The 12,517-nt window shown below is 75.5% G+C and carries 11 protein-coding genes; 6 read left to right on the forward strand and 5 right to left on the reverse strand.

From position 1 onward, the window contains the following. The 4 genes from G6556_RS12185 to G6556_RS12200 form a co-directional block, all read right to left on the reverse strand. On the reverse strand, positions 1-1,099 hold a 1,099-nt coding region (locus tag G6556_RS12185; RefSeq protein WP_166941658.1), incomplete at its 3' end, for an AMP-binding protein. Between the two features lie 76 nt (positions 1,100-1,175). Further along, positions 1,176-2,225, reverse strand: a complete 1,050-nt coding sequence (locus G6556_RS12190) for an aldo/keto reductase (protein WP_166941659.1) — start codon at positions 2,223-2,225, stop codon at positions 1,176-1,178. A gap of 15 nt (positions 2,226-2,240) precedes the next feature. After that, positions 2,241-3,437 carry a phosphoglycerate dehydrogenase gene (gene serA / locus G6556_RS12195; protein WP_166941660.1) on the reverse strand — a complete coding sequence of 399 codons (1,197 nt, stop codon included), beginning with the start codon at positions 3,435-3,437 and terminating at the stop codon, positions 2,241-2,243. A gap of 101 nt (positions 3,438-3,538) precedes the next feature. Then, positions 3,539-5,782 carry an AAA family ATPase gene (locus G6556_RS12200; protein ID WP_166941661.1) on the reverse strand — a complete coding sequence of 748 codons (2,244 nt, stop codon included), beginning with the start codon at positions 5,780-5,782 and terminating at the stop codon, positions 3,539-3,541. 286 nt (positions 5,783-6,068) lie between these two features. On the opposite strand from G6556_RS12200, the gene G6556_RS12205 reads away from it, so the two are divergent. The 3 genes from G6556_RS12205 to G6556_RS12215 all read left to right on the forward strand — a co-directional run bounded on the left by G6556_RS12205 (position 6,069) and on the right by G6556_RS12215 (position 9,050). Then, positions 6,069-7,013, forward strand: coding sequence for a PAC2 family protein (locus G6556_RS12205; RefSeq protein WP_166941662.1), 945 nt, complete (start codon positions 6,069-6,071; stop codon positions 7,011-7,013). 126 nt (positions 7,014-7,139) lie between these two features. Then, positions 7,140-8,543, forward strand: a complete 1,404-nt coding sequence (locus G6556_RS12210; RefSeq protein WP_166941663.1) for an MFS transporter — start codon at positions 7,140-7,142, stop codon at positions 8,541-8,543. A gap of 303 nt (positions 8,544-8,846) precedes the next feature. Next, positions 8,847-9,050 (forward strand): cold-shock protein, encoded by a 204-nt coding sequence (locus G6556_RS12215; RefSeq protein ID WP_146952335.1) that lies wholly within the window; start codon positions 8,847-8,849, stop codon positions 9,048-9,050. Positions 9,051-9,197: 147 nt separating this feature from the next. Here the strand turns inward: G6556_RS12215 and G6556_RS12220 are convergent, their stop codons facing one another. Continuing rightward, positions 9,198-10,010 (reverse strand): fused MFS/spermidine synthase, encoded by an 813-nt coding sequence (locus G6556_RS12220; RefSeq protein ID WP_346774861.1) that lies wholly within the window; start codon positions 10,008-10,010, stop codon positions 9,198-9,200. 243 nt (positions 10,011-10,253) lie between these two features. On the opposite strand from G6556_RS12220, the gene G6556_RS12225 reads away from it, so the two are divergent. Genes G6556_RS12225 through G6556_RS12235 form a run of 3 tightly spaced genes read left to right on the forward strand, consistent with a single transcriptional unit; the run spans position 10,254 to position 12,428 of the window. Next, on the forward strand, positions 10,254-10,694 hold the full coding sequence (locus G6556_RS12225; protein ID WP_166941666.1) for an SAV_6107 family HEPN domain-containing protein: 441 nt from the start codon (positions 10,254-10,256) through the stop codon (positions 10,692-10,694). Continuing rightward, a complete protein-coding gene (gene dinB / locus G6556_RS12230; RefSeq protein ID WP_166941674.1) occupies positions 10,691-11,998 on the forward strand; it encodes a DNA polymerase IV in 1,308 nt (435 codons plus the stop codon). The genes G6556_RS12225 and dinB overlap by 4 nt, the downstream gene beginning before the upstream one ends. 37 nt (positions 11,999-12,035) lie before the next feature. Continuing rightward, on the forward strand, positions 12,036-12,428 hold the full coding sequence (locus G6556_RS12235; protein ID WP_166941676.1) for a DUF3040 domain-containing protein: 393 nt from the start codon (positions 12,036-12,038) through the stop codon (positions 12,426-12,428). The last annotated feature ends 89 nt before the right edge of the window (positions 12,429-12,517 follow it).

Here is a 12,517-nt window from a genome sequence, read left to right on the forward strand (position 1 = left end):
CGACGGGGGAGGTCTCGGTCATCCCGTAGCCCTCGATGACGAGCCCGCCGGTGGCACGCTCCCAGCGGGCGGCGGTCTCGGGGGACAGCGACATGGCGCCGGAGATCGCGTACCGGAAGGACGACAGGTCGGCCTTGGCCGCCTCGGCCGCCGCGGCGAGCCGGTCGAGCATCGGCGGCACGGCGGGCAGGAAGGTGCCGGGCCGGCGGCGCTGCGCCGCGAGCACCGACGCCGGGTCGAACTTCGGGAACGCCACCAGGGTGGCGCCGATCCTGGTCGCGTAGGTGAGGCAGAGCGTCAGTCCGAACGCGTGGAAGAACGGCAGCACGCCGTAGATCGTCTCGGAGCCGGGCTCGGCCTGGGTCCACGCCTGGCCCTGCACGGCGTTGGCCACCAGGTTGCGGTGCGTGAGCACGGCGGCCTTCGGCGTGCCGGTCGTGCCGCCGGTGTACTGCAGCAGCGCGACGTCGTCGGCGGTGGGCCGCGGCGTCCCGGCGGGGAGCGCGGTGGCGTCGGCGACGAGGCGGTGCCACACCGGGGTGCCGGCGGGGAGCGCCGCGCGCAGGGCGGTGCGGGTCCGGCGGGCGGCCGGGAGGGGGAGCCGCAGGGCGAGGCGCTTCGCGGCCGGCAGGTCGGCGGACACGTCGACGGCGACGACCGCGCGGACCGCCGTGCGGTCCTGCGCGGCCAGCACCGGGGCGACGGCCTTCTCCCAGACGAGCGCGACGGTGGCCCCGGAGTCGGCGAGCTGGTGCGCGAGCTCGTCGGCGGTGTACGTCGGGTTGGTCTCGACCACCACGGCGCCGAGCCGCAGCGCGGCGTAGAAGGCGACGACGTGCGACGTGCAGTTGGGCAGCACGATCGCGACCCGGTCGCCCGCGCGCACGCCGAGGTCGCGGAGCACCGCGGCGCCGCGGGCGACGGCGCCGGCCAGCTCGGCGTAGGTCGTCGTCGACCCGAGGAAGTCCACCGCGACGCGGTCGGGCCAGGACGCGGCGGCGCGGTCCAGGGCGGCGGTCAGCGGCTCCTCGGGCACGTCGACGACGGGCGGGACGCCCGGCGCGTAGGAGGAGTGCCACGGTCGCGTGAAGTCGGTCACGAGGTCACCGTAACCTACGGATGCGTAAGTTACGTGTGCGTAGGCTGAGGCAACCGAGCCGAGTTGTCTGTGAGTGTCAGAGGTCGGAGGACCGCGAGGCCCACAGGTTGATCCCCGCGTCCACGGCGTGCCGGTCGACCTCGGCCAGCTCCTCGTCCGTCAGCGCGGGGCCGTCGACCGCCGCGAGGTTCTCCCGCAGCTGATCCGGGGTCCGCGCGCCGAGGGCGACCGACGTCACGCGCGGGTCGCGCAGCACCCAGGCGATCGCGAGCTGCGCGAGCGACTGGCCTCTCGCCTCGGCCACCGCGTTCAGCGCGCGCACCCGGTCCAGGTTCTCGTCGCTCAGGTACTCCGGCCGCAGCGGGCCGCCGCGCGCGGCGCGCGAGTCGGAGGGCACCCCGCCCAGGTACTTCCGGGTGAGCATCCCCTGCGCGAGCGGGGAGAACGCGACGACGCCGAGCCCGGCGTCGCCGGCGACGTCCAGCAGGCTGCGCCCGCCCGCCTCGTCGTCGGGCCGCTCGACCCAGCGGTTCAGCATCGAGTAGGACGGCTGGTGCACGGTGAGTCGCAGGCCGAGGTCCTCGGCGACGGCCAGCGCCTCGACGGTGCGCCGCGCGGAGTAGGACGAGATCCCGGCGTACAGCGCGCGCCCCGAGTCCACCGCGGTCTTCAGCGCGCCGAGGGTCTCCTCGAGCGGGGTGCTCGGGTCGTACCGGTGGCTGTAGAACACGTCGACGCGGTCGGTGCCGAGCCGGCGCAGCGACTGGTCGAGCGACGCCAGCAGGTACTTGCGGGAGCCGAACTCGCCGTACGGCCCGGGCCACTGCCGGTAGCCGGCCTTCGTCGCGATGAGCAGCTCGTCCCGGTAGGGCGCCAGGTCGGTGGTGAGCAGCCGGCCCACGCTCTCCTCGGCGGCGCCCGGCGGCGGCCCGTAGTTGTTCGCGAGGTCGAGGTGCACCACGCCGGCGTCGAACGCGGCGAGCACGAGCGCCCGCTGGTCGGCGAACGGCGTCGCGTCCCCGAAGTTCTGCCAGAGCCCGAGGGTCACCGCGGGCAGGTCCAGGCCGGAGCGACCGGCGCGGCGCAGGGGGAGTCGGTCGTGGCGGGCGTCGTCGGCGAGGTGCACGACCCCGACGCTACGTCAGTCGACGACGCGCAGCCGGATCGTCTCCGGCCGGGCGCGCAGCGCGGCGACGACTTCGGGCTCCACCGCGACCGCGTCCGTCACCACGTAGCCGACCTCGCCGCGCGTCGCGAGCAGCTGGCCCTCGATGTTCGCGCCGTGCTCGGCGAGCGTGTTGTTGACCGCGGCGAGCACGCCGGGGACGTTGCGGTGCAGGTAGGTGAGCCGGTGCACGCCGGGGCGGGCCTCGAGCGTGAGGTTCGGCAGGTTGACGCTGAGCATCGTGGTGCCGGTGTTCATGAAGTCACGCAGCTTGTTCGACACGAACTGGCCGATCGCCTCCTGCGCCTCCTCGGTCGACCCGCCGGTGTGCGGGGTGAGGATGACGTTCGGCAGGCCGCGCAGCTCCGACTCGAACGGGTCGCCCTTGCGCTTCGGCTCGACGGGGAACACGTCGACGGCCGCGCCGGCCACGTGCCCGGCGAGCACCGCGTCGCGCAGCGCCGCGTAGTCGACGACGAAGCCCCGCGACAGGTTGAGGAAGATCGCGCCCTCGCGCATCCGCGCGAACTGCTTGGCGCCGAACAGGCCGGCGTTGCCGCTGCGGCCGTCGACGTGCAGCGTGACGATGTCCGCGACGTCGAGCAGCTCGTCCAGCGTCTCCGCGCGGCGCGCGTTGCCCAGCGCCAGCTTCTCGGCGGTGTCGTAGAAGACCACCGACATGCCGAGGTTCTCGGCGAGCACCGACAGCTGGGTGCCGATGTTGCCGTAGCCGACGATGCCGAGCGTGCGGCCGCGCACCTCGTGCGCGCCGTCCGCCGACTTGTTCCAGACGCCGTCGTGCATCGACCGGTCGAGCACCGTGAGCCGGCGGGTCAGCGCGATGATGTCGGCCAGCGCGATCTCGACCACGGAGCGGGTGTTCGAGAACGGGGCGTTGAACACCGCGACGCCGCGCGAGGCCGCCGCGTGCAGGTCGATCTGGTTGGTGCCGATGCAGTAGGCGCCGACCGCGACCAGGTCGGGCGCGGCGTCGAGCACGGCCTCGGTGACGTTGGTCTTGGACCGGATGCCGAGCAGGTGCACGCCCTGCAGCGCCTCGATCAGCTCGGACTCGTCGAGCGCGCCGGAGCGCGTGACGACCTCGTAGCCGGCCGCCTCCATGATGGTGCGGGCCTGGGGGTGCAGGTTCTCGAGGAGCAGGGCGCGTAGCACGCGCCTATGGTGCGCCTCCCGGCCCCCGGTTCCAAGCCGGTCCCGGTCCTCGGACACCCGTGCCGTGGCCGGGGCGCCGCGCGGGCGCCCCGGCCGGGTGGTCAGCCCGCGTCCGGCCGCTCCCAGCCCGCCGGCAGCGGCCGGCTGTGCACGACGCGCAGCGCCTGCGTCGGCCGGGTCATCGCGACGTACAGGTCGCCCGCCCCGCCCTTGAGCACGTCCGCCGGCTCCACCAGCACCACGGCGTCGAACTCCAGGCCCTTGCTCTGCGTGGGCGTCATGAGCGTGAGCGGGGCGTCCAGGTCGGGCGACCCGGCGCGGGTGGCGCCGGCCTGCGGCAGCACCCGGGCGAGCGCGGGCAGCGCCTCCGGGGCGGCGATGACCGCCACCCGCCCGGCGCCGCTGGCGTCGCGGACCGCGTCGAGCGCGGCCGCGGCGTGCCGGGCGACGGCCTCGGCGACGGCCGTGGCCTCCACCTGCTCCGTGCGCAGCGCGTCCTCGACGTCGCGCGCCGAGGTCGTCGGCGTCAGCGGGAGCCCGGCGGCGCGGCCGACGCGCTCGGCGGCGCGGGCCACCGACGCGGGCGTGCGGTAGTTCACCGTGAGCTCCGCCAGCCGCCAGCCGCCCGCGAGGATCCGGTCGAACGTCGCCGCCCAGTCCCGGGTGCCCGCGGCCGTCGAGGTCTGCGCGACGTCGCCGACGACGGTCAGCGAGCGGGTCGGGACCCGGCGCAGCACCATCCGCCAGGCCATGGGGGAGAGCTCCTGCGCCTCGTCGACCACCACGTGCCCGTAGGTCCAGGTGCGGTCGGCGGCGGCGCGCTCGGCGGTGGTGAGCGCGGGGCCGGTCGCCGCGAACCGGTCGGCCAGCAGCTCGGCCGACACCAGGCCGGTGCCGGACTGCTCGAGCACCTGCCGGGCGTAGTCGAGCTCCTGGGCGCGCTGCGTGGCGTCGTGCTTGGCCTGGGCGCGCGCGGCCTGGTCGTCCTCGCCGAGCAGCTCGGCGGCCTCGTCGAGCAGCGGGACGTCCGCCTCGGTCCACGGGGCGTCGGCGTCGCGGAGCAGGGCGGCGCGCTCGTGCGCGGACAGCTCCGGCGCGGCGGCCTCCAGGCGGGCCGGCTTCGACAGCAGCGCCGAGATCAGTCCCTGCGGGGTCAGCGGCATCCAGGCGAGGTTGAGCGCGATCCGGATCTCCCGGGTCGTGCGCAGCTCCTCGACGATCTCCCCGCGCTCGTCCGGGGCGACCGACCAGCCGAGCTGGCTGACGTACTGCTCCGCGAGCCGGCCGAGCATGTCGCGGACGAACGTCACGCGCGCCTGGTTGTGCGGCCGGTGCCCGCGCCGGGCGTGGTTGATCGCGCTGCGCACGTCGGACGGCTTCACGACGATCCGGTGGCCGTCGATCGTCACGACCGTCGGCTGCTCGGGGGCGCGCTGCCGCTGCCGCACGGCGCGCTCCACGATCTTGCGCCACACCGGGCGGCCCTTGATCTCGGCGACGACGTCGTCCTCGGTCCCGGTCGCCACGACCCCGGGGAACAGCTCGCCGACCGTCGTGGACACGACGCCGGTCTCGCCGAGCGAGGGGAGCACCTGGTCGATGTAGCGCAGGAAGGTGCGGCTCGGGCCGAGCAGCAGCACGCCCGAGCGCTCCAGCACCCGGCGGTGCGCGTACAGCAGGTAGGCGGCGCGGTGCAGGGCCACGGCCGTCTTGCCCGTGCCCGGCCCGCCCTGGACGACGAGCGCGCCCGCGAGCTCGGCGCGGATGATCGCGTCCTGCTCGGCCTGGATCGTCGCGACGATGTCGCCCATCCGGCCGGTGCGCCGCGCGGCCAGCGCCGCCAGCAGCGCGCCCTCGCCGGACAGGGCGCCGAGCCGGGCGGCGGCCTCCTCGTCCGCGAGCACGTCGAGGTCGATGACCTCGTCCTCCAGGCCGGTCACCCGGCGGCCGCGGGTCACCAGGTGCCGGCGCTGCACGACCCCGTCGGGGTTCGCGGACGTCGCCCGGTAGAACGACTGCGCGGCGGGGGCGCGCCAGTCCGTGAGGATCGACGCGTGCTCGTCGTCGTTCAGGCCGATGCGCCCGATGTACCGGCGGCCGCCGTCCGACAGGTCCAGCCGGCCGAACGCCAGCCGGTCCTCGACGGCCTCCAGCCGCGCCAGCCGGTCCTCGTACAGCGTGGCGAACGCGTCCCGCTCGGAGCGGTTCTGCGGCGAGCCCGACGGCCCGACCCGGCGGACCTCCGCCAGACGCTCGCGCGTGCCCGCCCGCAGCTCGTCCAGCCGCGCGTACAGGCCGTCGACGACCTCCTGCTCGGCCGCCAGCTGCGCCTCGATCCCGGTCACGCCTGCTCCCGTCGGTCGTCCCCGTGGCGCCCGGACCCCCGGGTGGCGCCACCGTCCTGCGTCGACCCCGGCGGGAGGTCGACGGGGGTCGACCGGCCGGAGCGGCCGTCCATTCTCCACCATTCCGGCGGGACCGTGTGACGGCCGACCGGGTGTCGGTCACCACGCCCCCGGCCAGCGCCAAGATCGTCCTTCCGGCCGGGAAGAGCGGAGCGGCCCGCGGTGTTGTGACCCTCAGGACGTCGCCCGGCGGGCGGCGCACGGACTGACCCCCAGGGAGGACCCCATGCTGGACCCGAGCGAGATCTACGCCGTCGACCCGGCGGTCGCCGCCGAGGTCGAGGCGCGGACCGCGGGCGGCAGCGGGCCGGTGCTCGTGCACGCGGTGCGCGGCTTCGTGGACGCCGGCGGCGCCGGACGGCTGTCGGCCGAGCACCTGACCGAGCAGCTCCCCACCGAGCGGCTGGCGACCTTCGACGTCGACCAGCTCCTCGACTACCGCTCCCGCCGCCCCACCGCCACCTTCGAGGGCGACCACTGGGGCGAGTACGACGAGCCCGAGCTCGCCGTCGACCTGGTGCGCGACACCTCCGGGGTGCCGTTCCTGCTGCTGCACGGCGTCGAGCCCGACGTGCAGTGGGAGCGGTTCGCCGCCGCGGTGCGGCAGATCGTCGAGCGGTTCGACGTGCCGCTGACCGTCGGGCTGCACGGCATCCCGATGGGCATCCCGCACACCCGCCCGCTGTCGGTGACCGCGCACGCCAACCGGCCCGAGCTGGTGGCCGACTACACGTCGTGGTTCGGCACCGTGCAGGTCCCCGCCTCCGCCGGCACGCTGCTGGAGATCCGGCTCGGCCAGTCCGGGCACGACGCCATGGGCTTCGCGGTGCACGTCCCGCACTACCTCGCGCAGTCGCCGTTCCCGCAGGCGTCGATCACCGGCCTGGAGCACGTGCAGCGTGCCGCCGGCCTGGAGCTCGACCTCGGGGCGCTGACCGAGGCGGCGTCCGAGACGATGCTGGAGGTCGAGCGCCAGGTCGAGGACCAGCCCGAGGTGCAGACCGTCGTGCACGCGCTGGAGCAGCAGTACGACGCCTTCGCCCGGAACATCGGCCGGCCGAGCCTGCTGGCCGAGACCGCCGAGCTGCCGACCGCCGACGAGCTCGGGGCGGAGTTCGAGCGGTTCCTGGCGCAGCAGGGCGACGAGAAGGGGCAGAACCCGGGCTACTGACGGCGCCCGGTCGTGCACGCGAGGGCCCGGCCCCGGGGAGACCCGGGCCCGGGCCCTCGGCGCGTCCGGGCGGTGTGACCGGGGACTCGTCGGGTCCGGCGTCGGGGACCGGCAGAATGGCTGCACGTGACCTCCGACCGCCGCGCCCTGCTCGTCTGGTCCGTCGCGGTCGGCGCGTACGTCGTCGCGATCATGAACCGGTCGTCCCTCGGCGTCGCCACCCTCGAGCTCACCGACCTGTTCGGGGTGTCCTCCGCGCTGCTCGCGTCGATGGCCGTGGCGCAGCTCGTGGTCTACGCGCTGCTCCAGGTGCCCGTCGGGGTGCTGCTCGACCGGTACGGGCCGCGGGTCCTCGTCGCGTCCGGCGCCGCCGGCATGGCGCTCGGGCAGACCGTGCTCGCGCTCGCGCCGTCCGCCGGCTGGGTGCTGGCCGGGCGGGTGCTCGTCGGCGCCGGGGACGCGCTCACGTTCGTCTCGGTGGTCCGGCTGGTGCCGGCCTGGTTCGCCGCGCGGCGGGTGCCCGTCATGACGCAGCTCACCGGGAGCCTCGGGCAGCTCGGCCAGGTGCTGTCGGCGGTCCCCGTCGTCGCGCTGCTTCACGCCGAGGGCTGGCGGGCCACGTTCCTGTCGGTCGCCGCCGTCGGCGTGGTCGCGGCGATCGCCGTGGTCGCGGTCGTGCGCGACGCCCCGGCGGACGCTGGCGAGAGTTCCGACGGGGCGCTCGCGGGTCCGGACCGCCCTGCGGGGGAGGGCGTCGAGCCGGGCGTCGCGGCCGGTCTGTCCGCCGGTGCCGCGCCCGCGCCGTGGTGGCGGGTCGGCCTGCTGCGCCGCCGGTGGCGCCCCGCGCGGGCCCGGGCGCCGCGCGAGCCCGGGGCGCTGCGCGCGGTGCTGCGCGACCCCGGCGCGCGGCTGGCGTTCTGGATGCACTTCTCCGGGCAGTTCAGCAACCACGTCGTCGTCCTGCTGTGGGGGTACGCCTTCTTCGTCGAGGGCCAGGGCCGGACCCCCGGCGAGGCGAGCGCCCTCCTCACGCTGAACGTCGTCGCCGCGGTGGTCGCCGGGCCGGTGATCGGCGTGGTCGTCGGTCGGCACCCGCGCTCGCGGATGCCTCTGGCCCTCGGGACCTCGGTCGCGATCGGGCTCGCCTGGCTCTCGGTCACCGTGCCGTCGACGCCCGTGCCCTTCGCGGTGCTGTGCGTGTTCGTCGTGGTCGTCGCGGTCGGCGGGCCGACGTCGCTCGTCGCGTTCGACGTGGCCCGGTCCTGCACGCCGTCGCGGCGGCTCGGGACGGCGACCGGGTTCGTCAACACCGGCGGGTTCGTCGGCGCGCTCGCGACGATGCTGGTCGTCGGCGTCGTGCTGGACGCGGCCTCCGGCGGCGGCAGCGCTGCCGCCGCGGGCGGGGCGCGGGACCTCGAGGCGTTCCGCGCGGCGTTCGCCTGGGTGGCCGTCCCGTGGGTGCTCGGCGTCGCGGCGATGCTGCTCGGCCGTCGCGGGGCCCGGCGCGCCCACCCGGACCTGGTGGTCTGAACGCCTCCCGACCGGTCGGTCGGGGTGGTCGTCCTGTGATCGTCCCGTGACCGGATCGTTGTGATCGACGTCGCATCGGCCCCCGGAGAACCGTGGCGTCGCGATGACCTGCGTGAGAAGATCGCCGTGTTGCAGTGACGTACTGACGCTTGACCGGCGCCGGTCGGGGCCCCTTTCGGGGACACCCGCGCGGCACCTTCCAGCCATCCGGCTGGTCCACCCGGTGCAGGACGCGGGATAGGCATTGCGGCACGGTCCGGGGAGTTCCCGGCACCGTCACCGGATGGACAGAAGGACAAGAACATGGCACAGGGTGCTGTCAAGTGGTTCAACGCTGAGAAGGGCTACGGCTTCATCGCCCAGGACGGCGGCGGCGCCGACGTCTTCGTGCACTACTCGGCCATCGACTCCCAGGGCTACCGCTCGCTCGACGAGGGCCAGCGCGTCGAGTTCGAGATCACCCAGGGCCCCAAGGGCCCGCAGGCGGAGAAGGTCCGCCCGCTCTGATCTAGTGACGGCAGCCCCTCCGCGGGCCGTCCGCACGACGAGGCCGCATCCCCTCCGGGGGGTGCGGCCTCGTCCGTACCCGGGCGGATCCGGCGGGTGGACCCGTGCGTGCGGGAGCCGGCGGTCCGTGCGGGGCCGGCCCGGCGCTCAGTCGCCGGGCCCCGTTCCCGCCTCGGGGGCGACGTCGGGGTCGGGGTCGAGCTCCGGCGCGGCGTCCCGCAGCGGCGCCGCGCGGCCGACGAACGCGGCCAGCTCCTCGCCGACGAGCAGCCGGGCCGGCACCGGAAGCGACCGCAGGTCGCGGGCGAGCCCGGCGTCGTCCAGCACGGCCGGGTCGTCCGTGCCGACCAGGACCAGGTTCCCGTACCGCCGGCCACGCAGCACCGCGGGCTCGGCCACGACGCCGACGTGGCGGAACACCGCGCCGAGCGTCGCCGCCTCGGCGCGGGCCAGCGCGAGCGGCGGGCGGTCGGCGCAGTTCGCGAGGTAGACCCCGCCGGGCCGCAGCACGCGCGCCACGTCGGCGGCGAACTCCTCGGTCGTGACGTGCGGGGGCGTGCGGTCGCCCGCGAACACGTCCCGCACGACCGCGTCCGCGCTCCCGTCCGGCAGCGTGCCGAGCTCCGCGCGCGCCTCGCCCGCGCGCAGGCGCAGCGCCGGCGACCGGGGCAGGTCGAACCAGTCGCGGACCAGGACGACCAGGACCGGGTCGAGGTCGACGGCGATCTGCCGGGCGCCCGGGAACCGGGCGTGCGCCCAGCGGGCCATCGCGCAGCCCGCGGCGCCGAGGTGCACCGCGCGGAACGGGCCGTCCGCCGGCGGGAGGTGCTCGAGCACCGCCGCCATCTGCTGCATGTACTCGAAGTCGAGACGCTCGGGGTCGGCCAGGTCGAGGTGCGAGCTCGGCACGCCGTTCACCAGGAGGGTGACGGCGTCCGGGTCGTCGGGCGAGCTGCGCACCTCCGCGGTGCCGGTCGCGATGGCGACGGGTCCGTCGGGCCACGCCTGCGCCGGGCCGGGCGCCCCGCGCCGGCCCCGTGTCGGTGGGCGGTGGGAGTCTGGAGCAGGTCGACGGGCGTCGGTCGCCTTGTCTGACCTGCTGGATCGGCCGGACCGGCCTCGGGACGCCATCCGGCCACGGTACGGGTTGACGCGTTCGAACAGGTGTTCGATACTGGGATGGTCGAGAGAGGGAGGTGCGCGATGCCGGTCAAGACCCTTCGTGCCCTGCGGAGTGCGGCGCCCGGGCTGTCGGGCCGCACGGCCGAGCTGCTGCAGCGAGCCGACGCGGAGCTCGTGGCCGCCCAGTTCTCCTCCGAGCCCTGGGAGCAGTTCACCCACGCGCACCTCGCCGCCCTCCGGGCCGGCGCCGCGGTGCTGGCCGAGCGGCAGCCGCTGTCCGCCCGCCGCGGGCCGCGCACGGTGTGGGAGCTGCTCGACCGGGTCGCGCCGGAGATGAGCCGCTGGTCCGCCTACTTCGCCGCGGGCGCGGGCCTGCGCGCGGCCGTGGACGCCGGGCGGTTCGACGCCGTCTCGGCGGAGCGTGCCGAGCAGGTGCTCTGCCACGCCGAGGACTTCCTGGACCTGGTCCGCGCCGAGCTGGAGAGCGCGGCGGTCGAGGTCGAGGCGGCGCGCGCCGGATGAGTCGTGGCCCGCGGTCGCAGGACGCGAAGCGCGACTGGGGCACCGAGGAGGACGGGTGCTCGATCCTGCACGTCGACATGGACGCGTTCTTCGCCTCCGTGGAGCTCGCGCGCCGGCCGCACCTGAAGGGCAAGCCGGTCATCGTCGGCGGGTCGGAGCGGTCCGTGGTGCTCGCCGCCACCTACGAGGCCCGCGCGTTCGGCGTGCACTCGGCGATGCCGATGGCGGTGGCGCTGCGCAGGTGCCCGCAGGCGATCGTCGTCCCGCCCGACCACGCCGCGTACACCGAGGTGTCGCGCAGCGTGATGCGGGTCCTGCACGACGTGACCTCGATCGTCGAGCAGGTCAGCGTCGACGAGGCGTTCCTCGACGTCAGCGGCGCCCGGCGCCGGCTCGGCAGCCCGACGCGGATCGCCGCCCTCATCCGCGAGCGGGTGCAGGCGCAGCACGGCATCACCTGCTCGGTCGGCATCGGCGCCACCAAGTTCGTCGCCAAGCTGGCGTCCGGGCACGCGAAGCCCGACGGCGTGCTGCTCGTGCCGAAGGCCGCCACCGTCGACTTCCTCCGGGTCCTGCCGGTCGGTGCGCTGTGGGGCGTCGGCGAGCGGACCGCCGCGGCTCTCGAGCGCTGGGGCATCCGCACCGTGGCCGAGCTCGCCGACAGCGACGTGGCCGTCGTGCAGCGCGCGGTCGGCAAGGTCGCGGGCGCACACCTGCACGACCTGTCGTGGGGCCGGGACCCGCGGCCCGTCACCCCGGGCCGGGAGGAGAAGAGCGTCGGCGCCGAGGAGACCTTCGCCGTCGACGTCCGGGACATGCGGGTGGTCGAGAGCAAGGCGCTCGAGCTCGCGGACCGGTGCGCCGGGCGGCTGCGCGCGCAGCGGCTCGTCGCCCGCACCGTGGCCGTGAAGATCCGCACCTCCGACTTCCGCACGCTCAGCCGGTCCCGCACCCTGCCGCAGCCGACGGACGTGGGACGCGAGCTGTACCTCGTCGCGCGCGACCTGCTCGCGGCGGCGGACCTCGGCGGGCTCCCGGTGCGGCTCGTCGGCGTGCGGGCCGAGGGCCTGCTGCCGGCCGCGGACGTGATCCGGCAGCCGACGCTCGACGAGGCGGCGGGCTCCAACCCCGAGGCGCGGCGCGACGCCGAACGGGCCATGGACCTCGTGCGGGCCCGGTTCGGACGGGCCGCGATCGGTGCCGGGACCCCCGCGGTGGGCAGGTCCGCACGCCCGGTGTCGGCAGGGTCACCCGCAGCGGGGGAGCGCTCGACTTCCGACTTCGCCGACGGCCATCTATCCTGAGGTGAAGAAGTCCCGACGGCGGAGCACGGGGGTTGGAATGCCTCTCTCCGAGTACGAACAACGTGTACTGGAGCAGATGGAGCGTCAGCTCACGTCTGATGATCCCCGGCTCGCGAACACGCTGACATCGCGTGGGCGGAAGCCGGTCCTGCGGTACGTCCTGGGCGGCATCGGTGCCGTCGTGGGGCTGCTGCTCCTGGTGGTGGGCGCTGCGGCGTCCGAGGTGTGGCTCGGCGTGCTGGGCTTCGTCGTCATGTTCGCCTCCGTCGCGATCGCGTTCACGCGGCCGCGTCGCAGCGGCGGGCCGGTCGGCGTCGTCCGGGCCGACGGCAGCACCGCACCGCGCCCTTCGGCGGCCCCCAAGGCCAAGAAGGGCTTCATGTCCCGGATGGAGGACCGCTGGGACAAGCGGCGCGACCAGGGTCGCTGACGACCCGGATCACGTCCGCCTGACCGCGCGGCCCTCCCGCATCGGGCTCGCCTCGCCCTGAGGCGAGCCCTCTGCGCGCCCGTACCCGG

The sequence above is a fragment of the Cellulomonas sp. IC4_254 genome (assembly GCF_011603975.1).
GTDB lineage: Bacteria > Actinomycetota > Actinomycetes > Actinomycetales > Cellulomonadaceae > Cellulomonas.